Origin of the sequence: Rhizobium freirei PRF 81 (assembly GCF_000359745.1) — a bacterium.
In the GTDB taxonomy this organism is placed as follows: Bacteria; Pseudomonadota; Alphaproteobacteria; order Rhizobiales; family Rhizobiaceae; genus Rhizobium; species Rhizobium freirei.
This window is the reverse complement of sequence record NZ_AQHN01000089.1, coordinates 567,536-591,723: the sequence shown is the minus strand read 5'-3', so window position 1 is coordinate 591,723 and position 24,188 is coordinate 567,536. Positions and strand designations below refer to the sequence as shown.

General features: G+C 60.9%; 26 protein-coding genes. 11 read left to right on the top strand and 15 right to left on the bottom strand.

Features of this window, described 5'->3' with window-relative positions; genetic code table 11:
* Positions 1-14 precede the first annotated feature (14 nt).
* Genes RHSP_RS30570 through RHSP_RS30560 form a run of 3 tightly spaced genes read left to right on the top strand, consistent with a single transcriptional unit; the run spans position 15 to position 3,246 of the window.
* A complete protein-coding gene (locus RHSP_RS30570) occupies positions 15-968 on the top strand; it encodes an ABC transporter permease (RefSeq protein WP_004128247.1) in 954 nt (317 codons plus the stop codon).
* Entirely contained in the window at positions 965-1,831 is an 867-nt protein-coding gene (locus RHSP_RS30565) for an ABC transporter permease (RefSeq protein ID WP_004128246.1), read from the top strand. The genes RHSP_RS30570 and RHSP_RS30565 overlap by 4 nt, the downstream gene beginning before the upstream one ends.
* A gap of 23 nt (positions 1,832-1,854) precedes the next feature.
* On the top strand, positions 1,855-3,246 hold the full coding sequence (locus RHSP_RS30560; RefSeq protein WP_004128245.1) for an amidase: 1,392 nt from the start codon (positions 1,855-1,857) through the stop codon (positions 3,244-3,246).
* A gap of 21 nt (positions 3,247-3,267) precedes the next feature.
* Here the strand turns inward: RHSP_RS30560 and RHSP_RS30555 are convergent, their stop codons facing one another.
* On the bottom strand, positions 3,268-3,747 hold the full coding sequence (locus tag RHSP_RS30555) for an Lrp/AsnC family transcriptional regulator (RefSeq protein ID WP_004128244.1): 480 nt from the start codon (positions 3,745-3,747) through the stop codon (positions 3,268-3,270).
* Between the two features lie 124 nt (positions 3,748-3,871).
* Here RHSP_RS30555 and RHSP_RS30550 point away from each other — a divergent pair, with 124 nt between their 5' ends.
* A complete protein-coding gene (locus RHSP_RS30550; protein ID WP_037155430.1) occupies positions 3,872-4,834 on the top strand; it encodes a DMT family transporter in 963 nt (320 codons plus the stop codon).
* 46 nt (positions 4,835-4,880) lie between these two features.
* Here RHSP_RS30550 and RHSP_RS30545 read toward each other — a convergent pair whose 3' ends face one another.
* From RHSP_RS30545 to RHSP_RS30530, 4 genes are all read right to left on the bottom strand, one after another.
* A complete protein-coding gene (locus tag RHSP_RS30545) occupies positions 4,881-5,120 on the bottom strand; it encodes a hypothetical protein (protein ID WP_004128238.1) in 240 nt (79 codons plus the stop codon).
* Between the two features lie 76 nt (positions 5,121-5,196).
* A complete protein-coding gene (locus RHSP_RS30540) occupies positions 5,197-6,051 on the bottom strand; it encodes a C40 family peptidase (protein WP_004128237.1) in 855 nt (284 codons plus the stop codon).
* Between the two features lie 15 nt (positions 6,052-6,066).
* Entirely contained in the window at positions 6,067-6,411 is a 345-nt protein-coding gene (locus RHSP_RS30535) for a MarR family transcriptional regulator (RefSeq protein WP_004128235.1), read from the bottom strand.
* Positions 6,412-6,717: 306 nt separating this feature from the next.
* Positions 6,718-8,109 (bottom strand): leucyl aminopeptidase family protein, encoded by a 1,392-nt coding sequence (locus tag RHSP_RS30530; protein WP_037155427.1) that lies wholly within the window; start codon positions 8,107-8,109, stop codon positions 6,718-6,720.
* A gap of 148 nt (positions 8,110-8,257) precedes the next feature.
* Here RHSP_RS30530 and RHSP_RS30525 point away from each other — a divergent pair, with 148 nt between their 5' ends.
* Positions 8,258-9,085, top strand: a complete 828-nt coding sequence (locus tag RHSP_RS30525) for a tetratricopeptide repeat protein (RefSeq protein ID WP_004128231.1) — start codon at positions 8,258-8,260, stop codon at positions 9,083-9,085.
* A gap of 36 nt (positions 9,086-9,121) precedes the next feature.
* On the opposite strand, the gene RHSP_RS30520 is transcribed toward RHSP_RS30525, so the two are convergent.
* The 10 genes from RHSP_RS30520 to RHSP_RS30475 all read right to left on the bottom strand — a co-directional run bounded on the left by RHSP_RS30520 (position 9,122) and on the right by RHSP_RS30475 (position 18,828).
* The gene (locus tag RHSP_RS30520) at positions 9,122-9,766 is read right to left on the bottom strand and encodes a LysE family translocator (RefSeq protein WP_004128229.1); all 645 of its coding nucleotides are present in this window, start codon (positions 9,764-9,766) and stop codon (positions 9,122-9,124) included.
* A 143-nt stretch (positions 9,767-9,909) separates the two neighbouring features.
* On the bottom strand, positions 9,910-10,887 hold the full coding sequence (locus RHSP_RS30515; RefSeq protein WP_037155425.1) for a type II secretion system F family protein: 978 nt from the start codon (positions 10,885-10,887) through the stop codon (positions 9,910-9,912).
* A gap of 21 nt (positions 10,888-10,908) precedes the next feature.
* Entirely contained in the window at positions 10,909-11,916 is a 1,008-nt protein-coding gene (locus tag RHSP_RS30510; RefSeq protein ID WP_037155423.1) for a type II secretion system F family protein, read from the bottom strand.
* An 8-nt stretch (positions 11,917-11,924) separates the two neighbouring features.
* On the bottom strand, positions 11,925-13,403 hold the full coding sequence (locus tag RHSP_RS30505) for a TadA family conjugal transfer-associated ATPase (RefSeq protein WP_037155419.1): 1,479 nt from the start codon (positions 13,401-13,403) through the stop codon (positions 11,925-11,927).
* A 27-nt stretch (positions 13,404-13,430) separates the two neighbouring features.
* Positions 13,431-14,702 carry a CpaE/TadZ family protein gene (locus RHSP_RS30500; RefSeq protein WP_037155417.1) on the bottom strand — a complete coding sequence of 424 codons (1,272 nt, stop codon included), beginning with the start codon at positions 14,700-14,702 and terminating at the stop codon, positions 13,431-13,433.
* 37 nt (positions 14,703-14,739) lie between these two features.
* Positions 14,740-15,480: a CpaD family pilus assembly protein gene (locus RHSP_RS30495; protein WP_004128219.1), complete on the bottom strand. Its 741-nt coding sequence runs from the start codon at positions 15,478-15,480 to the stop codon at positions 14,740-14,742.
* Between the two features lie 56 nt (positions 15,481-15,536).
* On the bottom strand, positions 15,537-17,045 hold the full coding sequence (locus RHSP_RS30490) for a type II and III secretion system protein family protein (protein ID WP_004128215.1): 1,509 nt from the start codon (positions 17,043-17,045) through the stop codon (positions 15,537-15,539).
* Positions 17,046-17,059: 14 nt separating this feature from the next.
* Positions 17,060-17,875: a Flp pilus assembly protein CpaB gene (cpaB, locus tag RHSP_RS30485; protein ID WP_004128212.1), complete on the bottom strand. Its 816-nt coding sequence runs from the start codon at positions 17,873-17,875 to the stop codon at positions 17,060-17,062.
* 161 nt (positions 17,876-18,036) lie between these two features.
* Positions 18,037-18,549: an A24 family peptidase gene (locus tag RHSP_RS30480; protein WP_004128209.1), complete on the bottom strand. Its 513-nt coding sequence runs from the start codon at positions 18,547-18,549 to the stop codon at positions 18,037-18,039.
* A 96-nt stretch (positions 18,550-18,645) separates the two neighbouring features.
* Positions 18,646-18,828: a Flp family type IVb pilin gene (locus RHSP_RS30475; protein WP_004128206.1), complete on the bottom strand. Its 183-nt coding sequence runs from the start codon at positions 18,826-18,828 to the stop codon at positions 18,646-18,648.
* 407 nt (positions 18,829-19,235) lie between these two features.
* Here RHSP_RS30475 and RHSP_RS30470 point away from each other — a divergent pair, with 407 nt between their 5' ends.
* The 6 genes from RHSP_RS30470 (at position 19,236) to upp (ending at position 24,102) form a co-directional block, all read left to right on the top strand.
* A complete protein-coding gene (locus RHSP_RS30470) occupies positions 19,236-19,658 on the top strand; it encodes a pilus assembly protein N-terminal domain-containing protein (protein ID WP_004128197.1) in 423 nt (140 codons plus the stop codon).
* A gap of 154 nt (positions 19,659-19,812) precedes the next feature.
* Complete coding sequence (locus RHSP_RS30465; RefSeq protein ID WP_004128194.1) at positions 19,813-20,451, top strand: TadE/TadG family type IV pilus assembly protein; 639 nt, start codon at positions 19,813-19,815, stop codon at positions 20,449-20,451.
* A gap of 14 nt (positions 20,452-20,465) precedes the next feature.
* Positions 20,466-21,038, top strand: coding sequence for a TadE/TadG family type IV pilus assembly protein (locus RHSP_RS30460; RefSeq protein ID WP_004128191.1), 573 nt, complete (start codon positions 20,466-20,468; stop codon positions 21,036-21,038).
* 127 nt (positions 21,039-21,165) lie between these two features.
* Positions 21,166-22,386 (top strand): phosphopentomutase, encoded by a 1,221-nt coding sequence (locus RHSP_RS30455; protein WP_004128188.1) that lies wholly within the window; start codon positions 21,166-21,168, stop codon positions 22,384-22,386.
* Complete coding sequence (locus RHSP_RS30450; RefSeq protein WP_037155414.1) at positions 22,383-23,351, top strand: adenosine deaminase; 969 nt, start codon at positions 22,383-22,385, stop codon at positions 23,349-23,351. Before RHSP_RS30455 ends, RHSP_RS30450 begins: the two co-directional genes overlap by 4 nt.
* 121 nt (positions 23,352-23,472) lie before the next feature.
* Positions 23,473-24,102: a uracil phosphoribosyltransferase gene (gene upp / locus RHSP_RS30445; RefSeq protein ID WP_004128177.1), complete on the top strand. Its 630-nt coding sequence runs from the start codon at positions 23,473-23,475 to the stop codon at positions 24,100-24,102.
* Positions 24,103-24,188: the final 86 nt, after the last annotated feature.

Genomic DNA, 24,188 nt, shown 5'->3' with positions numbered 1-24,188 from the left:
GCCATGGACATGCTATGATCGCACTGCTTACCCGCCGCATCTTCGGACTCATCCTGACGCTGATCGCCGTCTCGCTGCTGGTCTTTGCCGTCATGGCGCTGCTGCCGGGTGATCCTGCCGCGATCACGCTCGGCACCTCGGCGACACCGGAAACGCTGGCAGCGCTGAGGCATGATATGGGCCTCGGTCAGCCGCTGATCATCCGCTACGGGCAATGGCTTGCCGGCGCGCTGACGGGCGATCTCGGCAAATCCTACACCTACGGCGTACCGGTCGCCGGCCTCATCGTCGAGCGGCTTGCCGTCACTCTGCCGCTCGCGGCCCTTGCCATCCTGCTGTCCGTTCTTATCGCCGTGCCGCTCGGCGTGACGGCGGCCGCCAGGCGCGGCGGCTTCTTCGATATCGTAGCAGCCCTGTTTTCGCAGATGGGCATTGCGGTGCCAGGCTTCTGGGTTGGCCTGCTGCTGGTTCTGCTGTTTGCCACCTCGCTCGGCTGGATGCCGGCCGGCGGCTTTCCCGGCTGGAGCAACGGCGTGTGGTCGTCCTTGAAATCGCTGGTGCTGCCTGCCATCGCGCTTGCGCTGCCGCAAGCAGCAGTCCTGACCCGAGTCACGCGCTCCGCCGTGCTCGACACGCTGCATGAGGATTTTGCCCGCACGGCAGTCGCCAAGGGCCTGTCGCGCAGCCGTGTGCTCTGGGGACATGTGGTGCCGAATGCGCTGGTGCCGGTGCTGACCATCCTCGGACTGCAGTTCACCTTCCTGGTCGCAGGCGCCGTGCTGATCGAGAACGTCTTTGCCCTGCCCGGCCTTGGCCGCCTCGCCTATCAGGCGCTCAGCCAGCGCGACGTGATCGTGCTGCAGGATGTCGTGCTGCTCTTTGCCGGCCTCGTTATCGTCGTGAACTTTCTCGTGGATCTTTCCTATCTTGCCATAGACCCCCGACTGCGCGCCGGAGGTGCACGATGATTACAGCCGAAACCAGGGTAGTCGCCCCACCCTCTCGCCGCCGTTTTCGAGCGCTGCGACGGATGAATCTCATCGTCGGCGCCGTCATCATCCTTGCGCTTGTCTGTGTCGCCGTCCTTTCCTTGTTCTGGACGCCGGTGCCGCCCGCAAAAATGCAGATCACCCACAAGCTGCAGCCCCCCTTCGGCTTCGGCCTTCTCGGCACCGATCAGCTTGGCCACGATGTCCTGTCGATGCTGATGGCCGGCTGCTGGAATTCGCTGTCGATCTCCGTTTCGGCCGTCGCGATCGGTGGAACGATCGGAACGATCATTGGCGTTGCTGCCGCCGCAGAACGCGGGCTATTCGAGGCGCTCGTCATGCGGGCCTGCGATGTGATCTTCGCGCTGCCGCCGATCCTCTCGGCCATGATCCTCGGCGCGTTTCTCGGGACGGGACGCATGACGGCCATTACCGCCATTGCCGTCTTCATGGTGCCGGTCTTTGCCCGCGTCGCGCTGGGCTCGGCCCTGCAGGCCTGGAGCCGGGACTATGTGCTGGCGGCGCGCGCCATCGGCAATACGCAGCTTGCCATCACACTCCGCCACGTCCTGCCAAACATCATGGGCAGCATCATTGTCCAGGCGACGATCCAGCTCGGTCTTGCGATCCTGACCGAGGCCGGGCTTGCCTTCCTGGGTCTCAGCGTGCCGCCGCCGGCGCCGACCTGGGGACGGATGCTGGCTGACGCACAGACCTATTTCCACGTCGCGCCGTGGCTCGCTCTTCTGCCGGGCCTTGCCATCGCGCTCTCCGTGCTCGGCTTCAACCTGCTCGGCGACGGGCTGCGCGATCTCCTCGACCCCCGCGAGGCGACGCGCTGATTAGGACATAAAGAGTATAGACCATGACCGAACCGACCGATCTTTCCATCCGTGAATTAAGGCGCAAATTCACTAAGAAGAGCCTGTCTCCCAGCGAATACTGGCTGGCGCTCGAACAGCATATAGAGGCATGGGAGCCGACGATATCGGCGCTTTATGCCTATGATCCCGAGGACGCCCGCAAACAGGCGGCCGCCTCTACGGAGCGCTGGGCAAAGGGTGCACCGCTTGGAGCTCTTGATGGCATTCCGGTGACGTTGAAAGAGCTGATCGCCACCAAGGGCCAGCCGGTGCCGCTCGGCACGGCGGCTGTCGAACTCGTTCCCGCCGCCGAGGACGCGCCGATCGCCGCTCGGCTGCGCGAGGATGGCGCGGTGATTTTCGCGAAAACCACCTGCCCCGATTATGGCATGCTGTCATCAGGTCTTTCCAGCTTTCACAAGCTCAGCCGCAATCCCTGGGACCCCAGCCAAAATCCGGGTGGCTCCAGCGCCGGTGCCTCGGCGGCGGCCGCAGCCGGCTACGGACCGCTGCATATCGGCACCGACATCGGCGGCTCGGTGCGCCTGCCGGCAGGCTGGACGGGCATTTTCGGCTTCAAGCCGAGCCATGGCCGCATTCCGGTCGATCCCTATTACGTCGGGCGATGCGCCGGACCGATGACCCGCACGGTCGAGGATGCCGCTTTCTCCATGGCGACGCTCTCGCGCCCCGACTGGCGCGACGGCACCAGCCTGCCGCCGAACGAGATCGATTGGATGGATCTCGGCATCGACGTCAGCGGCATGAAGATCGGCCTGATGCTGGATGCGGGCTGCGGCTTGCCCGTTGACGACGAAGTGCGCGACGCCATCGTTGCCGCCGCCAAACGTTTCGAGGAAGCGGGTGCTACCATCATCGATGTCGCGCCGGTGCTGACGCGGCAGATGCTCGACGGCCTCGATGTCTTCTGGCGCGCACGTTTCTGGGGCGACATCATGGGGTTGAGCGAGGAACGCCGCAACTCGATCCTCCCCTATATCCATAGCTGGGCAAAAGGCGGCGCCGATATCAGCGGCGTCGATGCCGTTCGCGGCTTCAACCAGACGATCGAGATGCGCAAGAGCTGCGGCAAGCTCTTCACGCAAGTGGATGCCGTGCTTTCGCCGACCAATCCGATCGTCTCCTACCCCGCCGAATGGGCTTCGCCCACCAACGACCCTGTCCGGCCTTTCGAGCATATAGGCTTCACCGTCCCGTGGAACATGTCGGAGCAGCCGGCGGCCTCGATCAATTGCGGCTTCTCCCGCTCCGGCATGCCGATCGGCCTGCAGATCGTCGGCCCGCGCTTCGACGATCTGCTGGTACTGCGTCTTTCGAAGGCTTTCGAAGACTGGAGCGGCGGCGTGACGAACTGGCCGAAGCGGCCTGCCTAAGCAGGGCGCGGGGACGCCGCGCTAATCGCGCGTCAAAGGCAAGGAAAGGCCGATCTTCACGCGGTCCATGGCAACGAGCGATTTGAACTTCGTCACGTTCGGGTTGTCGTGGAAGAGGCGCCGGGTGAGCGCCTGATATTCGGTCATGCTGGCCACCACGATGACGAGAACGAAATCCGCCTCGCCTGTCACCTGATAGCATTGCTGCACTTCAGGCGCTTCGAGGAAGCTGCGCTTTATCGCATTGATAAGCTCGTAGCGTTCGTCTGCGACCTGCACCTCGACGATGACGGTGATCGGCAAGGCCACCGCCGCGGGGTCGACGACCGCAATATTCGCCTGGATGACGCCGCTTGCCTGCATGCGCTTGATGCGCCGCTGCACGGCCGGCGCCGACAGATGGACCCGCTCGCCGATCTCGCGCTGCGGCACGGCGCTGTCCTTTTGGAGGATCTCGAGAATCGCCACGTCGAATTCATCGAGATCGGCAGGTTTGCGCATTTCAAAACATCCTTACCGCAAAGAGGAAACAAAATTGCACGCAAGCTGGCAAAATGGAGCCAAATACTCGTTCCCGATGTATTAGGTTTGCGCCACAAATTACGCGACTTGCAAAGGCAAAAGAATGTCACGGCCCAATATCGATTACGATACGCTTTCTCCAGACATCGATGGGAGCGCGGATGCAAATCGCCTTGCTGCCGGCAAGGCCGCTTCCGACGATTCGAAGGGGTTTCTTTTCGGGCTGGCGGCGATGGTTCTGGCGGCGCTGGCGATGAGCATCTCGCCCAGCCTCGTGCGCCTGGCCGATGTCGGTCCCTATGCCAGCGCATTCTGGCGCGTCTTCCTTGCGCTGCCGATCCTCTGGGTATGGATGCGCTATGCCGAGGCGGCGGAGCCCGCCGCGCCCCGCGCCAGCTTTACCCTGGCCACAATCCTTGCCGGGATCGCCTTCACCGGAGACCTGTTCTTCTGGCATATCTCCATCCTGCGGACCACCATCGCCAACGCGACCTTCTTCGCGACCATGGCGCCGCTATGGGTGGTCATCTTCGGCTGGCTGCTCTTGCGGCAGAGGGTCAGTCGCGCAACGCTCGTCGGGCTTCTCGTCTGCCTGGCGGGCGGCACGGCGCTGGTGGTGCAGAGCCTTACGTTCAATCCGAGCCGCGCGGTCGGCGATGGCCTCGCAGTTGTCACCGGCGCCTTCTTCGGGCTCTATTTCCTGGCGGTCGGCGCGGCACGCGGCAGGACGAATGCGGCGCGTGTCACCTTCGAGCTCAGCGTCATTACCTCGGTGCTCCTGTTCCTCGTCGCCATCTTCTTCGAACCGCGGATATTGCCGCAATCGGCCTCCGGATGGGGCATCCTGCTGGCGCTCGGCCTTATCAGCCATGCCGGCGGCCAGGGGCTGGTCTCGGTGGCGCTCGGAAGGCTGCCAACGGTTTTCTCGTCCCTGGTCATTTTCCTGGAAACGATCGCGGCGGCCCTCTTCGCCTGGATCCTGTTTGGCGAAAACGTCACGCTGATACAGGCACTCGGCGGCGTCATCATCATCGCCGGCATCTGGATTTCCCGGCCGCGCAGTTAGCAAGGGCGCCTTCAGCAAGGAAGGGCTTGCTCTGGAGCCAACCGCTTCACAGTGTGGCGGCGCCCTTCTGTTCGATGTCGGCATGCAGGTCGTGTAGCGCTTTTTCGATAACGCGCAGATCGTCCTGAAGGCCATCATCGGCGCTCATCGAGCTCTCGCTGCCGGCGCGCTGGATGCCCCGAGCTTCGCTCTGCAGCTCGCGCAGCCGGTCGATCTTGCCGCTCTTGCGCAAATGACCGTCCTGCAGAATATCACGAACCGTCTTTTCCATAGCGGTGATAGGCATGTCTCTTCCTCCTCTCGATAGGACATATCGATCAGAGGGAACAACGAACGAGCGGAAAGACTGTTCCGTGCGAGGATCAGCCGGCCAAGCGGCGATAGCCGGTCGGGTACTCATAGAGCCAGCCGATACGCTCCACGGCGGCGGCGAAATTCTCCCGCGCGACGGTCATCGTATGGCCGTTGGCATGAACGATGGTCTCCGGGTCTTCCATGATCGCGACATGGCCTTTCCAGAAGACGAAATCGCCGCGCTTCAGTTCCTCGCGGGCGATGGGCTCGCCGAGGCCGGCCGCCTGCATATCGGTATCGCGGGGAGCGACGCGACCGGTCATAGACAGCGCCAATTGCACCAACCCCGAGCAATCGATGCCGAGGCCGGAGCGACCACCCCAAAGATAAGGGGTTTCGAGGAAGCGCAGGGCAACATCTACATAATCGCCGCCATCATCGAAGCCTATCGGCTGCACATGCCTGGCGAAGATGGCGGTGCCGTCCTCGAGAACGACATAGTGATTGCCCCGCGCCTCGGCCGTGCCGATGACGCGCAGGCGGCTGCCCATCGAAAGCACGGCTGCATGAGGCTTGCGCAGCTCCGGCTCGGGATAGACGAAGGTGCGCTGCGGGACGACGATGTGCGTCGCCGCCGCCGCCCCTTCCCCGATCGCCGTTTCTGGAAGGTAGCCGACATAGCCGTCCGAGATGGCCTTGACCCAGCACCAGCCGTTGCTGCGCTCGAAAACGACCACTTCTTCGCCCATCAGCAATTCGGTATCGATGCCGGCGGCGAGATCCGGTTTCGGGCGAAGGGCTATGACAGGAACTGAGACCTGAGCCTTGCTGCCCTCGACGAAGCGTTCGGCTTCGAACTTGCCGCGCAGGGAGGCTTCGGCAAGGTCAGGTCTGAAAGCATTGAGACGACGGTCGAGCGTCATGAAGCAATTCCCGAATTACAGTTTACGGCCGCGTTCGATGACGAGATCGCCGAGTTTTTCCAGATAGAGCGCGCCGGTGACCGTGCGCTTGATGATGACATTGCGGCGATCGCGATCGTCACGAACGCGGTCGACCAATCCCATCTCGCCCATGGTGTCAAGCGCCCTGGTGATGACCGGTTTGGTGACGCCGAGCGTGGCGGCAAGGCCGCGTACTGTGTGCGGCGGCGGCACAAGATAGATCTGCAGCAGGATCGCCGTCTGCCGCAGGGTCAAATCATGATCCTCGCGGCGCACCTGAGCGAGCGTCACGCCATGCCAGAGGCCAAGAGCCTGCGAGGCGGAGAGATCTAGCGGCAAGGGCAACCCCGGAAATCGTTACGCTGCCGTTCCAGTTTCGGCCAAGATCGTGGCGGATTCAAGGGAAATTCGTCGACTCCTTCTCCCCCGCATTGCGGGGAGAAGGTGGGACCGAGACCTTGAGCGAAGCGAAAGGTAGAGGGCTCGGATGAGGGGCTTTCGCTGGACTGCCGGCGCGGAAAAAGATGGCCATCCTCGCGGTCCGGTTATTGCCGCTGGTCAGGTCAGCCCGACTTTGTCGCGCTTATATGCCTGGCCCCTCACCCTAGCCCTCTCCCCGCAATGCGGGGAGACGGGACTTTGTCCTTACCGTACGCTCTGCCTGATGTGGTGATACAGCGCGCGGATCGCCTGGGCCTCGCCGCCGCCGGGCGAATGCGGACGTTCGCTCGGCGCCCATCCGAAGATATCGAAATGCGCCCAACTCGGCGTCTTCGTGACGAAACGTTTGAGGAAAAGAGCCGCGGTGATGGAGCCTGCCATGCCGCCAGCGGGGGCATTGGTGATATCGGCAAATTTGGTGCGGATATCCTTGTCGTAGCCCATGTAGAGCGGCATGCGCCACAGCGGATCGTCGGTCTCGAGGCTCGCTTCGGTCAGATCGCTGGCAAGTTCGCTGTCGTCTGTGAAGAAAGGCGGCAGGTCGGGGCCGAGCGCGACGCGGGCAGCGCCCGTCAGCGTCGCCATGTCGATCATCAGGTCCGGCGCATCCTCATCGGCATAGGCGAGCGCATCGGCGAGGATCAGCCTGCCCTCGGCGTCGGTATTGTCGATCTGTACCGTCAGGCCCTTGCGGCTCCTGTAGATATCGCCGGGGCGGAAGGCGTTGGCCGAAATCGAGTTCTCGACGACGGGAATGATGACGCGGAGATCGACCTTGAGCTTGGCGTCCATGATCATCAGCGCCAGGCCCATGACGTTCGCAGCGCCGCCCATGTCCTTCTTCATCAGCAGCATCGAGGAGGCCGGCTTGATATCGAGGCCGCCGGTGTCGAAGCATACGCCCTTGCCGACCAGCGTGATGCGGCGATGGCCCTTCTTGCCCCAGCGCATTTCCAGAAGGCGCGGCGCATCGGCGCTGGCGCGTCCGACCGTATGCACGAGCGGGAAGTTTTCCTTCAGCAGATCGTCGCCGATGATGACGGACATTTCCGCCTTGTAATGTTGAGCGAGTGCCCGGAAGGCGGCTTCCAGCTGCTCCGGACCCATGTCGTTGGTTGGCGTGTTGATGAGATCGCGGGCAAGGAAGACGCCGGCGAGTTGGCGCTTGATATCGGCGGCATCGGCATCGCGCGGGATCATCAGCGTCGGCGCCGTAGCTTTTTCCGACTTGTAGCGCTCGAAGCGATAGCTGCCGAGACCGAAGCCGAGCGCCAGGCGGTTCGCCGTCAGCGGCGCCGTTTCGATATGCCAATCGCCCGCCGGCAGGCTGCGCGCCAGCTTGCCAGTGAGGAAGGGCTGCTCGGAAGGATTGGAACCAAGACCAAACAGCGCGCCGCCAAGGTGCCCCTCAGCCGTCGGTATCAGAAGCAAAGAGCCGCTTTCCGCCTTGTAGCCGGCCTTGCTGGCCCAATCGAGCGCAATGGGATCGATGGTGCCGGTCTCGATATGCGCCGGGGTGACGGCAAAGATCGGCAGCGTTGAACCACCCTTCGAATTAAAAGGCGTCGCGCGCTCGATGAATTGATAGGGGGCCATGACCATCCTTTGACAATGACTTTGGGGAATCGAGAGTTAACCGTCTGTTAGGGTTAACAGATTATTGCTGGAGCGAACATTGCGTCGAACCTTTCCCTGTTCCGATTCTAGGCCTGACGCAAGACTTAAGGATTCAGGGAATAGCGTCATGTCCGCCGGTTCAACCACATCTTTGCTCAGAACCTACCTTTTTCGCGGCGCTTCGGCGGCACTTCTGGCGCTCGCACTTGCCAGCTGCTCGACGACAGACAAGGACAAGATCACGACCGGCTCCATCCCGAAGGCTTCCAAGCCGATGGATACGATGAACAGCAGCGATCTGGCCCAGGCTACCACCACCTTCGGCAAGGCCTATGACGCCAATCCGAAAGATCGCGATGCCGGCATCAACTATGCCAATGCGCTGCGCATGAGCGGCCGCAACGATCAGGCGCTTGCCGTCATGCAGCAGGTCGCGATCAACAACCCGAGCGACCGCGGCGTGCTTGCGGCCTATGGCAAGGCACAGGCGGCGGCTGGCCAACTGGAACAGGCTCTCTCGACCATCGACCGCGCGCAGACTCCCGACCGTCCCGACTGGCGCCTGGTTTCCGCAGAGGGCGCCATTCTCGATCAGCTCGGCCGTTCCACCGATGCGCGCGGCAAATATCGTGATGCGCTGGTGCTCGCGCCCAACGAGCCGACGATCCTTTCCAATCTCGGCATGTCCTACGTGCTGACGGGCGATCTCAAGAATGCGGAAACCTATCTTCGCTCGGCCGCTGCCCAGCCGGCAACCGACAGCCGCGTACGGCAGAACCTGGCGCTCGTCGTCGGCCTGCAAGGCCGGTTTGCCGAAGCAGAGCAGATCGCGCGTCAGGAGCTGACGCCGCAACAGGCAAACGCCAATGTCGCCTATCTGCGCGGCATGCTGGCGCAGCGGAACTCCTGGCAGAGGCTTGCCGTCAGCAGCGACGCCAAAAAAGCCATGCAATAAGAACTTCCGTCCAGCTTCGCGCAGCGCACCAAACGCTCAGCGCCAGATATGCCGCGGCAGGCCGTCCGCCACCAGTCGCGCTCCGAGCGCGCCGATGACGGCGCCGGCCACCCTGTCGATCCACAATTTCGAGCCGACATAAAACGCACGCGGGCGATTGGACGAAAATGCGAAGGTGACCACCGTGTACCAGCCGACCTCGACCAGGAAGACGGCCGGCGGAACCGTGAGCAGCAGCCAGGGCGCCGGAGACGCGGGAAGAAGTGCGGCAAAGATACTGCCATAGAAGATGGCCGTCTTCGGATTGCTGAGCTGCGTTCCGAGCGCGAAGAAGAAATTGCGCGCTATGCCTCCGGCAGCCGGACTGGATGGCGCATCAAGGGGTAGATCATGCGCCGCATGGCGCCAGATGCGGATACCGACATAGATCAGATAGAACCCGCCTGCGACCTTCAGCGCGAGGTAGAGCCATTCGACCTTCATCAGCAACGCGCTCAAGCCGAAGAGAGCCAATGTCGCAAAGATGACGCTGCCCGTCCCCATGCCCAAGGCGGCGGCCAAGCCCGCCTGGCGGGAGCGCGAGACGGCAATTCTGGAAACGAGGACGAAGCTCGGGCCGGGGCTGACGGCACCGATGAAGACTGCGGCAATAACACTGAAAAATACGGCCATGGATGACATGCGAGGCCTCCCGATGTGGCTGGACATCCGTTCGGTCGTCCGGCACGGAGCTTCCGCCCGTTGCGGAGTCACGCGATTCGCTCTGCCGGCGACATTGGCAGCGAGCTTAACCACCCTCCCGCGCCTCGGGCAAGCCGGAACGTTCAGAACTTGTCCAGGGCCTGGATGATCGCCGGGCCGAGAATGACCGCCATCAGGACGGGCAGGAAGAAGATGATCATCGGCACCGTGAGCTTGGGCGGCAGCGCGGCAGCTTTCTTTTCGGCCTCGTTCATGCGCTCGTCGCGGCCTTCCTGGGCCATGACGCGCAGAGCTTGCGAAAGCGGCGTACCATAGCGCTCGGCTTGTATCAGAGCCTGCGTCACCGATTTGACCAGCTCGATCTGGGTGCGGACGGCAAGGTTATCGAAGGCGGTACGACGATCCTGCAGGAAGGAAAGCTCTGCCGTGGTCAGGATCATCTCCTCGGCGAGTGCCGGAGATTGCTCCCCCATTTCTTCGGCGACGCGCCGCATGCCCGCTTCGATGGAAATGCCCGATTCCACGCAGATCAGCATCAGATCGAGGGCATCGGGCCAGGCACGCTTGATCGACTTCTGGCGCTTGGTGACCAGGTTGGATATATAGATGTTCGGCGCGTAGAAGCCGAAATAGGCCATGACGATGACGCCGAGCAGGCGAATAGGCAATGGCCTGGTGGCGAAATAGCCGAGAACGAAAACGAAAACGACGGCAACGGCCAGAAACAGGAACGGCAGCAGAAACCGCGCCACCAGAAACATGTTCAGCGCGTTTTCCGAACGCAGGCCGGCAGCGCGCAGACGATTGACGGTATTGGCATCGACAAGGGCATTGCGCAGGTTGAAGCGCTCGACGATCTGCCTGACATTGTGATTGTTCTGATTGCGCAGCGTCGCCTTGCCGCCATCGGTGTTCAACCGTGCCCGCTCGCGCGCGCGGATCTGCTCGCGTTCCGTCGACACCGCCTTCATGCGCTTGTTGAGATCGCCACGTTCCAGCAAAGGCATGGCGATCGTGTAGAAGGTGGCAAAAACCACGATGGCCACGACAATGGCCAGAAGGGTTCCGGGATCGGTCAGGTTGGCAGCCAGATCGGACATGGGCTAGGCGGCTCCCTCCGCTCAGATCTCGAAATTGACCATGTTGCGCATGATGTAGATGCCGAGCGACATCCAGATGCCGGCGCCGATCAAGATCAGATGGCCGCGCGGATCGGTGAACAGGATCATCATGTAGCGCGGCGACGTCAGGTAGACGAGCGTCATGACGATGAAGGGCAGAGCGCCGATGATGGCGGCGGACGCCTTTGCTTCCATCGACAACGCCTGGACCTTGGCCTTCATTTTCTTGCGATCGCGCAACACCTTCGAGAGGTTGCCCAAAGCTTCCGACAGGTTGCCGCCTGCCTGGGCCTGGATGGTGATGACGATCGAGAAGAAATTCACTTCCTGCAGCGGCATATGGTTCAGCATACGCGTGCATGCATCGGACATGCTGAGGCCGACCTGCTGTGCCTCGACCACCCGCCGGAATTCCGTCTTGACCGGCTCCCGCGCCTCGCCCGCCACCAGCCGCACGGCGTCATTGAGCGGCAGGCCGGAGCGCAGCGAACGCGTGATGAGATCAAGCGCATTGGGGAATTCTTCGAGAAACTTGTTCTGCCGGCGCTTGATGAGGAAGCTGACAATCCACCGCGGCAAGCCGAACATGGCGGCAAAGGGCAATCCGAGAACGGCGGGGGTCGGTGCGCCGACAATGAAAAGGACCAGCATCACGAAGAGGCCGAACAGCGCGCTGAAGAGATAGAAGCGCGATGGCGTCAGCGACAGGCCGGCCTGCGCCAGGCGCGCCTTCAACGACTGCTTCCTCTTCGTGCTTTCCGACTGCCGCTTTTCCAGGTCCTTGAGCGTGTCCTGAACCGATTTGCGCCGCTTGGACATTTCCTGGACGCGATCGCGCGCGACCTTGACCTTCACGCGGTCGGTCTCGGCCTGCTTCACCTTGTTGACGCGGCTTTCTGCCTTTTTCTGCGACTCGATGCGCGAATAGAGCACGCCATAGCAGATCGCTGCGGCTGAGACGGCCGAGAGCAGGACAATCAGGAGTATGACTGGATCGACACCGAACATGGGAAATCCTATTGACCCTTCTGCTCCATCTCGTCGAGGGCGGCGGCAAGGCGTCTTTCCTCGTTGTAATAGCGGGCGCGGTCCCAGAAATGCGGCTTGCCAATGCCGGCGGAGAGATGCCGGCCGATGATGCGACCGCTCGCATCTTCGCCTTCGATCTCGTAGCGCATCAGGTCCTGCGTGATGATCACATCGCCTTCCATGCCGATCACCTCTGTGATCTGCGTGATGCGGCGCGAGCCATCGCGCAGACGCGCGGCCTGGATGATCACATCGACAGAGGTGGAAATGATCTCGCGCACGGTCTTGGCCGGCAGGCTAAAACCGCCCATCGCGATCATCGATTCGATACGGCTCAGGCATTCGCGCGGCGTATTGGCGTGGATCGTGCCCATGGAACCGTCATGACCCGTATTCATCGCCTGCAGCAGATCGAAAACTTCGGGGCCACGCACTTCGCCGACGATGATGCGTTCGGGGCGCATACGCAGGCAGTTCTTGACGAGCTCGCGCATGGTGATCTCGCCCTCGCCTTCGATATTCGGCGGTCGTGTTTCGAGGCGCACGACATGCGGCTGCTGCAACTGCAGTTCGGCGGTATCTTCGCAGGTGATGACGCGTTCATCGCGGTCGATGTAGTTGGTGAGGCAATTCAGAAGCGTCGTCTTGCCGGAACCCGTACCGCCGGAAATGACGACGTTGCAGCGCACCCGGCCGATGATCTGCAGAAGCGTCGCGCCTTCGGGCGTGATGGCCCCGAAACGCACGAGCTGATCGAGCGTCAGCTTGTCCTTCTTGAACTTACGAATGGTGAGTGCCGGGCCGTCGATCGCAAGCGGTGGCGCAATGACGTTGACACGCGAGCCATCGGGCAGGCGGGCGTCACAGATCGGGCTGGATTCGTCGACACGGCGGCCGACCTGGCTGACGATACGCTGGCAGATGGAGAGAAGCTGCGAATTGTCCCGGAAGCGGATTTCCGATTCGACCGTCTTGCCGCCGACTTCGATGAAGGTCTGACCGGCACCGTTGACCATGATGTCGGCAATGTCGTCGCGGGCCAGCAACGGCTCCAGCGGGCCATAGCCAAGTACGTCGTTGCAGATATCCTCGAGCAGCTCCTCCTGCTCGGAGATCGACATCGCGAAATTCTTGATCGTGATGATGTCGTTGACGATATCGCGGATTTCCTCGCGCGCGGCCTCATTGCCGAGCTTGGAAAGCTGCGACAGGTCGATCGTATCGATGAGCGCGGAAAAGACCTGCGTTTTCGTGTCGTAATATTCTTCGGTGCGCGCGGTGCGGCGGCGGCTGGGTGTCTGCATCGGCGGCGGCGCCACCTGCTGACGCGGCTGCGACTGGTCGCGGGACGGCTCGATCAAGACTGCCGGTGCGGCAGGCGTGCCGGCAGCGGCGGGCGCGCGCGCCGGCTGAGGCGCCATGCCACCGCTTCTTGCAGGACCATCATTTCCGCGCTTGCCAAACATGCTTTCAATCCAATTCTACTGCTGCAGTTACTTGCGTTTCAGGAGGCCAAGCAGACCGCCCTTTCTCGCCTTCTTCAAAGCGACGCGCCCCGTGACGGTGTGCGATATCTGCGAAAAGACCTCGGCGACCGGCGACTTCGGATCGGTTTCCGAGATCATCTGGCCGCTGTTGGCCGCGTTGCCGAAGAGATTGATGTCGAACGGAATGATAGCGATCGGCTCAAGTTCCAGCGGCGCGCAGAATTCCGACGGGCTGATCTCCGGGCGTTTCGGCATGCCTACCTGGTTGAGGACGAGATGCGGTGCCTTGTCGTTGGGCCGCAGCTTGTGCAGCGCGTCGATCAGGTTCTTGGCGTTGCGCAGGTTGGCGAGATCGGGGGCTGCACAAATGACGACCTCGTCGACGGCTCCAAGCACAGAGCGCGTCCATTCCGTCCAGAGATGCGGTACATCGAGCACCGCCACCGGCGCGCTGCGCTGAAGAACATCGAGCACCGGCAGGAATGCATGCGCGTCGAAATCATAGGCGCGATCCAGCATGGAGGGTGCCGCCAACAGCGAGAGATGCTGCGAGCATTTGGTCAGCAATCGATCGAGAAAGACCTCGTCCAGGCGCTCCGGCGCATAGACGGCTTCGGCAATCCCCTGTGCGGGATCCTGATCGAAATCGATGTTGGCGGTGCCGTAGGGCAGATCGAGATCGGCCAGAATGGTTTCGGTGGAGAACAGGTTCGATATGCCGAAGGCGCAATTATGGGCGATGGTGGATGCGCCCACCCCGCCCTTGGCACCGATGAAGGCAATGCTGCGGCCGAGCGGCTCGGCATCGGGATCGATGAAAATCCCCGCTATCGCCGTCATAAGGTCGGCCATATCGGTGGGCTGCACTACATATTCGGAGATGCCGTTGCGGATGAGCTCGCGGTAGAGGCCGATATCGTTGTGATAGCCGACGATGATCACCTTGGTGCTCGGATCGCAGACTGCGGCGAGCGGGGCAAGTTCCGCCAGCAGGTTGCGCGGATTGGCGCGTGTCTCGAGGATGATCAGGTTCGGTGTCGGCGTCGAAGCGAACATGTTCGCCGCCGCCGCCGTGCTGCCGCTGGTGATGCGCAGGCTGACCTTGGACATGCGCCGATCGTTGGCGCACTGGTCCATTACGCGCTGCAACTGATCGCTTTCGCAGAAGGCGTGCACGGAAATGCGCGGCAGCGGCCGCAAGTTCTCGAGGTTGCCGGAGTGCGGGGCGTCCCCGGCGTCTTCGGCAGTCGGTTCGATTTCGTAATCGATGGCGTTCATGATTTCATCCTGTTCCGCCGGCGGATAGTTCTCATGCTCATTGGCCGCTCCCGCTGCCGCCGAAGCCGCCCAGGGTGGCCGTGCTCAGCGGGACCGAGCCCTTGCGATAATTGTCGATCACCTTGCTACGCTGATCGGTGTCGATCGGCGAGGAGGCACGGGGCGAGATCAAATCCGTCGGATTGGCGACCTGCGCCGCCAGATTGTGCTGCGTCGCGCAGCCGAAATTATAGTAATTCTGATTGTCGAAGGCGTTGTCGCTCAGATCGTCCGGCCATTGACCGCAGGTATTGGTGACTGCAGTCGTGGCGGTGAAGCGCAAGCGGATCGGAGCTGCGTCGCCAGCATCGCCGGCTGCATAGTAACTGTCGACGATGCGCGCCGACGGGATGCCATTCCCCGCCAATTCCTTTCGGATCTGCTGACGCAAAGTCGAGGCGGCCGACGAATTCATCGATCCCCGCGGCGCCAAAATTTCAACCGTGCCGCTGGCATGGGCGCGGTAATCCTGCACAAAGCCGCGGATGGTGTCGCGCATTCCCGTGGTCAGGCGGCGATCGCTGGCGGCAACCGGTATGTCGAGATGGTGTTCTTTCTCGGTCAACACGATCGGGTGGCGCTGACGATAGTCATCGTTGATGGCGCTGGTCGTCATGCGATCCTGGGAAGCGGCGCAGCCGCTGATGACGGCCGTCAAGATCAGGGCCGGCGCGATCAGGGCCAGCGTGAAGGAACGGGGCCGGCCGGTGCGAGGCGCGTTGCGTTCGAGGCTGGCCATCTTTTGATCCCTGGTTAATCCGGTTGAAAAGGCGCGCGTCATGATCCCCCATCCCCTCACTTGTAGATGAAGCCGACAGTGCCGTGGAAATCGGCATCGGCGACCGGCGGCCCATCTCTGCGGCCGTAGATCTTGTTGACACGATTCATGAAGACGCCGCTGATATCGTTGCTCGGAGAGAAATTGTCGTCGGGACGAGCAAGCTTATTGCGGGCGACCGGACGCACCAGATAGGGCGTCGCGATGATGACCAGCTCGCTTTCGTCGCGCTGAAAGCTCTTCTGGCGGAACAACGCACCCAGGATCGGAATCTTCGAGGCACCCGGCGTACCGTTGGTGGTCTGCTGAATGGTATCGCTCAAGAGACCGGCCAAAGCGATGGAGCCGCCGGACGGCAACTCCACCGAAGTATCGGCGGCGCGCTGGTTGTAGGTTGCCGTGCCGGCGTTAGCCGTGCCAACCGGATTGGAAACCTGGGTTTGCACATGCAGGGCGATTCGTCCGGCAGACAGCACGACAGGCGTGAAGGCCAAACTGATGCCATAGGTGAAGGGCGTGACCGTGACACTCCCGTCCTTGTTCGTGACGGCGTATAGCGTCTGACCGCCCGAATTGAAGGTCGCGGCCTGGCCTGAGATCGCCGTCAACGTCGGCTCAGCCAGCGTACGGACGGCGCCAGCCTGCTCAAGAGCATTGAGATAAGTACTGATATTGTATTTGCCGATGGCGGTTTTGAACAAGCTGGCAAGACCGCCGCCGCCAACTGCGGCAGTCCCATCCGAGCCGGGACTGCCGAGCTGGGCAACCAGCTGTCCACCGGAGGCGTTGCGGACGAGGTTGTCGAAGCCGATCTGCTTCAGCACGCTGCGCTTGATTTCGGCGACGGTCACCTTGAGCGTCACCTGATCTTCGCCTTCGATCTGCAGCATGTTGACGATCTGTGACGTCTGCCGCGCTTCGGCGAAAATGGCGACCGCGTTGTTGTCGCCGCTGCCCGAGGCAGTCTGGTTTCGAGTCGTCGCTTCACCGCCTTTGAGGAAAGCCTGTGCAAGCTGCTCGGCGCGTGTCGCATCCTGCGGCGTGCGCACCGTACCGGTCATGACGATGTTGTCGGAAACAATCTCGACGTTGATGTCGGAGTCCGGAATGAAGCGCTTGAGGTTGGCCTGCAGGCCGGCAATGTCGCGCTCGATCTGGAGATCGAGGCTGACGATCTCCTTGCCGTCGGCGCCGAAGATGAAGATGTTGGTCTGGCCGACCGTCTTGCCGAACAGGTAGATGCGGCGCGAGGTTCGCGTCACGGCATCCGCCATTTTGGGGTCGGAAACGAGGATGTCATGGGCGTCGGCCGGCAAATCGACCACCAGCGCCTTGTTGAGACCAAGCTTCAAGGTGCGTTTCGTGCCGAGGCCCGCGATGGTAACGATACTGTCGGAGCCGCCGGCAAGCGCCGCTTGCGTTTGCAGAAACGCCGGAGCGCCCGCCAAAGGCAGGCCCGCAAAGGCGACGGAGAAGGAAAGCGTTGCAGCGAGGGGAAGGCTGGCCTTCTTGCTTGTCTTGAACATCATCCCGCCCCTTCTCATTGTGGTTTCGGCCCTGTCGGGCCATCGGTCACGATTGTTCCCGACTTGATGACTTGCACGAGACCGCCGCCATTATCGCCGGCCAGCAGATAGTCGGCTGCCGTCGTATCGGGTTGCTGCGCGTCGGCAACGGAGCGCAACGCCAGCGTCAACCGGTCGGCCATCTGATGTGCGACGGCCAGAACCTTTGCCTGATCCGGCGTCAGCTCCAGCGTCGCGGTTGCGCCGACCGCAGCCTTGCTTCCATCCTGCTTTTCTTCGATCTGCTGATCGACCGCCAGGACGCGCACATTGCTGAGCACCGTCTCGGTGATCAGCTGCTGCTGCGCGCTTTTGCGGACCATGATGACGTCCACTCGGTCGTTCGGGAGAATGAAGCCGCCGGCGCCGGTGGCAACGGAAATCTCGGTGGCGACGGCGCGCTTACCGGACGGCAGCAGAGAAGAAAGGATACGGCTGCTCGCATCGGCAACCTTCTCTTCGCGAATCGGCTCGCCTTCGAACATCGGCAAACGGACGACAGCGCCTTTCAGGTCCTTCAGGGCATCGGGACGGTCGCTCTGGGTGATGAGGCCCTTGACCACACCGCTTTCCGGCCAGGCCAGCCAATGGGCCGACTTCTCGCTCAAGCGCGAGCCGACAGGCAGATTGGCGCTCGCAACGAGCACATTGATCGTCGCTTCCTTCTCCACCACCGCTGCAATCTGCTGCGGTACGATATCGCGCTTGCCGGCAAGACGCATCGCCAGCAGGCCGGCCATTCCGGCCGCGACGGCTGCCACTGCGAGTATCATTAAGCGAGCGGGTTTCATGGACATTCCTTGGGGAACAGGATTCTTCGCCCCGCAGAATGACCGGCAATTGGTGTAATTATGGTTAATGGTACGTTACATTTATTGTTACTTAACCATGATTACTTGATGAATATTAGACAATATTCACGTAGAAATACATTGCTCTGCCAGATTTCAACCTAAATCGCCCGTTGCGTGGCTGCGATAAAGAGAGACGAGCCTGGGAAGGCGAGAATTCCCCCGATGGCGATGGCAATTCCGTAGGGGATCTTCTTGGCCGTGACCAATGAATTCGGCAAAGGAAGGCCGATGGCCATGATGATGCTCGATTGCGACCGCAGCAATATGATCAGAAATGTGACCACGCCGCCGATAAACGCGACATAGATGAGGAATTCTACAAGGGACGAATCGAAACCGAACCAAAGCGCGGCCGCGGCAAGCAGTTTCGCGTCGCCGCCGCCCATGACATTCAGTGCGAATAATGCGAAGCAGACAAAGAACACGGCACTTGCACCGGCCAAGTGCATGCCGACTTCCGCAAAGGGCAGCCCGAAAATCGGCGCAAAGACAAGAAACGATACCGCGAGCGCCAGGGATACGCGATTTGGGATCGTCATCGTTAGTAGATCGGAGATCGCGGCGATCGACATGCAGAGCGGGAAGATAAATAGTACCGCGGCTTCGAGCATGACATTGATCCAGCCTGATATGTTAAAAAGGTAAAACCGCTCATTTTTACTGAGCGGTTTCTGCATCAAACATTCCGTTGCACTACCAAGACGCTATTAGTGCGCGGCGGAAGCAGTGTTCATCTTGTTCGAGATATTCTGGAAGGTGTTGCTGAGCGTATTGCCCAGGGTGGTTGCGCCGGTGATGATGGCAACCGAGATCAGAGCTGCGATCAGGCCGTATTCGATAGCGGTCGCACCCGATTCATCCTTCAGGAAACGCGAAAAAAGCTTGGACATGAATTTACTCCACTCAATTTGTTGACAGCACGTCCGCCAACTGTTGCCGTTGATCGGATGAGCTGCACGGTAGCTGTTCGCCGTTTCCATCGCTTTAAGGAAGTGGGTTAATCAGTTGTAAATACGGAAGCCAAAAAAGAATAGTTAATGTTGAATACCTGTCTTCGTTTGCATTTTTAAAGAAAATCTTCAACGAAATGGAAATTATTAGACGTATGAATATTAGTACAACATGCAATTTGTCTTAAACCAACCCATATCGAGAGCAAAAGCGTGAGGGCAGAGGCCACATATGGGACATTTGCACCATAGTCGCACCGACTGAAGCTGCCTTAATCCTTCATTCACCATTCTTTCTCATTCTATCGAACGATTATTTCGCCCTACGCATTCCAAGAGGCCAAGCCATGCCCATCGGCGGCAGAACCGCATTCCTCGCCGGCATCGTTGCCGTGGCCGGCATGATACCGCAGCTCTGCCATGCTGCCGGAGAGAATCTGCTGCGCGTTTATATGGATCACGCGCGCGTATTGAAGCTTGATCGCCCTGTCAGCAAGGTCATCGTCGGCAATGCCCAGGTTGCTGACGCGACCGTCGCCGATCCGAAGACCATCGTGCTGACCGGTCGCGCCTTCGGAACGACGAATATCATCCTGCTCGATGCCGACGGCAACGCCATCGTCGACGAACAGATTCTCGTCTCGATCGATGAAGGCAATACGGTTCGCGTCTTTCGCCAGACGGATCGCGCAGTATTGTCATGCACGCCCAATTGCGAGCAGCATGCACAGCAGAACAATACTTCGGCAGCTGCGCCAACCAGTCAGTAGCCCCATTTATTTTCGCAAATATTCTAAAGTACTACATAAGAATTACCTTCATCTTGATAATCGTATTTTCCTCTAAATATGGAGAGGGAAGAGAAACGGATTATCAAGAAAACGTCTTTAGTTTCATCCGCGTGTAAATCGCTGCGGATGTTCAATGATACCGGACAACGATCTTTTCGCGAACAAGGCCCCGACGCAACGGCGTATCCCGGGTAGCTTGCGCGAATTCGTAAGGTCGCGGGACGGAACGGCGGCCATTGAATTCGCGCTGCTTGCCATTCCCTATTTCCTGATCATCTTCGCGGTCATTGAAACCTTCGTCGCCTTTACCGCAGAACAGGTCATTTCGAACGCCGTCGACACCCTGTCACGCCAGATCAGGACCGGACAGATTACAGGCGATTCCACCAAGCCTTCCTATATGACGCAGCAGCAGTTCCGGCAGGCATTCTGCAACCAGATTGCGGTGCTGATCACCTGCTCGTCAACGGAAGTCGCAACGCCATCCAGCCTTTATCTGGACGTCGAGAGCTATACGAGCTTCGCCTCCATGCCGACGACGATCCCGCGCCAATCATCGACCGACCCTTATTCCGACCTCAGCACGACAGGCTTTGCCTTCGCACCGGGCGGCGCGAAGACCCTGAATATGGTTCGCGCCTATTACCGCTGGCAGATCATTACCGATCTGATGCGTCCCTATCTGTCCAACATCCACCCATCCGACGGATCGATGCCGACGACCTATCTTATCGTCGCGACCGCCGCCTTCCAGAATGAGAACTATCCGTGAGCGGGCGACGGGACATGATCCGGAAGTACGCCAGCTTCACCGGCACCTTGCGGCGTTTTGCTCGCGACCGGCGCGGCGTCGGGGCAATCGAATTCGCCATTCTCTTCCCCGTGTTGCTGCTGCTCTATCTTGGTGCGTTCCAGCTTACCGTCGGCCTCAATGTCTCCAAGCGCGCCAGCCGCTCCGCCGGGTCGATCGCGGATATCGTCTCGCAGCAAACAAGCGTTAGCAAGTCGATACTAGCGACCATGCCTTCGGTCGCCGGCGCGATTTTCGCACCCTATGTCACGACAAGCCTGACATTGAAGATTACCGGCATCGCCGTCGATGCCAGCGGTAAAGCCACCGTGGCGTGGTCCTGGGCCCAGGACGGGACGACCCCCTATGCATCAGGCACCGTCGTTACCGTGCCGAGCAATATGAACCAGGCTAGCACCTTTCTTGTGCGCAGCGAGCTTGCCATCCCGTATCAGCTCATGAATTTCGGGACCAACTTCCTGCCGAACGGCACCAGTCAGATTACGATCGGCCGGCAATTTTACTACCGCCAGCGCGCAGGCACCTCGATCACCTGCAGCGACTGCTGACGATCAGCACCAAGGCGAGGTCCTGCAAAACGGAAAATTGCCAAGTCGATGCCTCCGTTATATGGGTGACAGCTTGAGCATGCGGCCGAACCTGCTGCCGCGTGCGACGATCTTTATCGGGTGATCCATGGCGCGCGCCTTTCTCTTCGTTCTGGACTCTTTCGGCGTCGGCGGCGCCCCGGACGCCAAAAGCTATGGCGACGAAGGTGCCGATACGCTCGGCCATATCGCCGAATTCTGCGCCGCCGGCGCTGCCGACCGCGAAGGCTTGCGCCAAGGACCGTTGACATTGCCAAACATGTCCGGCCTCGGCCTGCTCGAAATCGCCAAGGCGGCATCGGGCGGCTATCCTGCCGGCATGCCGCAGCCGGAGAGGCTTTATGGCCTTTACGGCTGTGCCAGCGAAGTCTCCCACGGCAAGGACACGCCGTCAGGCCATTGGGAAATTGCCGGAACGCCCGTAATGTTCGATTGGGGTTACTTTCCGACCGAGGGCGATGCCTTTCCGCCGGATCTGGTGAAAGCCATTTGCGAAGCGGCAGATCTGCCCGGCATTCTCGGCAATTGCCACGCCTCGGGAACCGATATCATCGCTAGGTTCGGAGAAGAGCATATCCGCAGCGGCAAGCCGATCTGCTACACCTCATCCGATTCCGTCTTCCAGATTGCGGCGCATGAGCAGCATTTCGGGCTCGACCGGCTGATCGCCCTCTGCAAGATCGTGCGCACACTGCTTGACCCCTACAATATCGGCCGCGTCATCGCCCGCCCCTTCATTGGGGAGACCGTGGCGACATTCGAGCGCACCGGCAACCGCCGCGACTTTTCCGTGCTGCCGCCTGAGCCGACCCTACTCGACCGTCTGGTCAAGGCCGAGCGGACGGTGCATGCCGTCGGCAAGATCGGCGATATCTTCGCTCATCAGGGCGTTTCCAGGGTCATCAAGGCCAATGGCAACATGGCGCTGATGGATGCGACGCTGAAGGCGATGGACGAGGCTGCCGACGGCGATCTGGTCTTCACCAATTTCGTTGACTTCGACATGGTCTACGGTCATCGCCGCGATGTGCCCGGCTATGCGGCAGCGCTTGAGGCCTTCGACGCCAGGTTGCCGGACGTGCACAAGAAGCTGAAGGCGGGCGATCTCGTCATTCTGACGGCCGATCATGGGTGCGACCCGACCTGGCGCGGCACGGATCACACGCGCGAGCGCGTGCCGGTCATGGCTTACGGACCGGGCATCCGCTCGCGCTCCATCGGCGTCCGCCAGACCTATGCCGACATCGGCGAAACGGTCGCTCGACATCTGGGCATTGCGGCCGGGCCGCACGGGAGGAGTTTCCTTTGACATCGCATTTGAAGAAAGTGGAGCTGCATTGCCATCTGGAGGGCGCAGCCCCGCCGGCGCTGACGCTGGCACAGGCGGAGAAATATGGCGTCGACACCAGCGCCTTTCTTAAGGACGGCGTTTACCTCTGGAAGGACTTTGCCGAATTCCTCGTCTGCTACGACAAGGTTTCCGAGGTCTATCGCACCGAGGAAGATTATGCACTGCTGACGGAAACCTATCTGGAAGAGCTTGCCGGCATCGGCACGATCTACAGCGAACTCATCGTCTCGCCCGATCATGGCGACCGCATCGGCCTCGGCGCCGACGCCTATATGGCGGGTGTGTCGGCGGGCATCCGTGCTGCCAAGGTAAACACCGGCATCGAGGCGCGGCTGATCGTAACCGGCGAGCGCCACTTCGGCCCCGAGCGAGTGGTGAAGGCGGCGGAGTATGCCGCCAAAAGCGACAATCCGCTGATATCAGGCTTCAACATGGCCGGCGAAGAGCGCATGGGCCGTGTGGCCGATTACGCCCGGGCTTTCGATATCGCCCGAGAGGCCGGTCTCGGTATCACCATTCATGCCGGCGAGGTCTGCGGCGCCTTTTCCGTTGCCGATGCCGTCGAGCTGGTGCGCCCCGACCGTATCGGCCATGGCGTACGCGCCATCGAGGATATGGATCTCGTCAGGCGTCTCGCCGATCTCGGCACGGTGCTGGAGGTCTGCCCCGGTTCGAACGTCGCGCTCAGCGTCTTTCCGGATTTCCGGTCGCATCCGCTGCGCAAGCTGCGCGATGCCGGGGTGCGCGTGACGATCAATTCCGATGATCCGCCCTTCTTCCACACCTCGCTGAAGCGCGAATACGAGCTGGCTTCCACTGCCTTTGGCTTCCGCGACGACGAGATCGATGCGATGACACGCACGGCGATCGACGCGGCCTTCGTGGACGAGGCGACACGGGCGGCATTGCTCGCAAGGCTGTAAAGCCAAGGTTTAGGCCGCAGATTGGGGATGAAATCTCCAAAATCGGCCTATTTTCTTGCACCGAAGACGATTTCCGTGAAAGAACCATCTCATGTCACGGAGTTACTGGAAGGCTGAAACCATGGACGGCGTCACTGTCATCGATCACCCGCTTGTACAACACAAGCTCACAATCATGCGCAAGAAGGAGACGTCGACGGGGAGTTTCCGCCGGTTGCTGCGCGAGATTTCGACGCTGCTTTGTTACGAAGTGACGCGCGACCTGGAATTGACGATAGAGACCATCGAGACGCCGCTGCAGCCGATGGATGCGCCGATCCTCGAAGGCAAGAAGCTGGTCTTCGCCTCGATCCTGCGTGCCGGCAACGGCCTGCTCGAAGGCATGCTCGATCTCGTGCCCTCGGCCCGCGTCTCGCATATCGGCGTCTATCGCGATCACGAGACGCTGCAGCCGGTCGAATATTACTTCAAGGCGCCGGAGGACATCTCCGAGCGCCTGATCATCGTCGTCGATCCGATGCTGGCGACCGGCAATTCCTCGATTGCCGCCATCGACAAGCTGAAGGAGCGCGGCGCACACAACATCCGCTTCCTATGCCTGCTGGCGGCTCCTGAAGGCATCGCCAATTTCCGCGGCGCGCATCCGGACGTGCCTGTTTTCACCGCCGCGATCGATAGCCATCTGAACGAGAAGGGCTATATCGTGCCCGGCCTCGGCGATGCCGGCGACCGCATGTACGGCACGAAGTAAATTCCATCGCTATACTCCTGCTGAAGCCCGGCAATATTCAACTGCCGGGCTTTTTATTGATTGCCTTAGCATCATTTCAGCACACT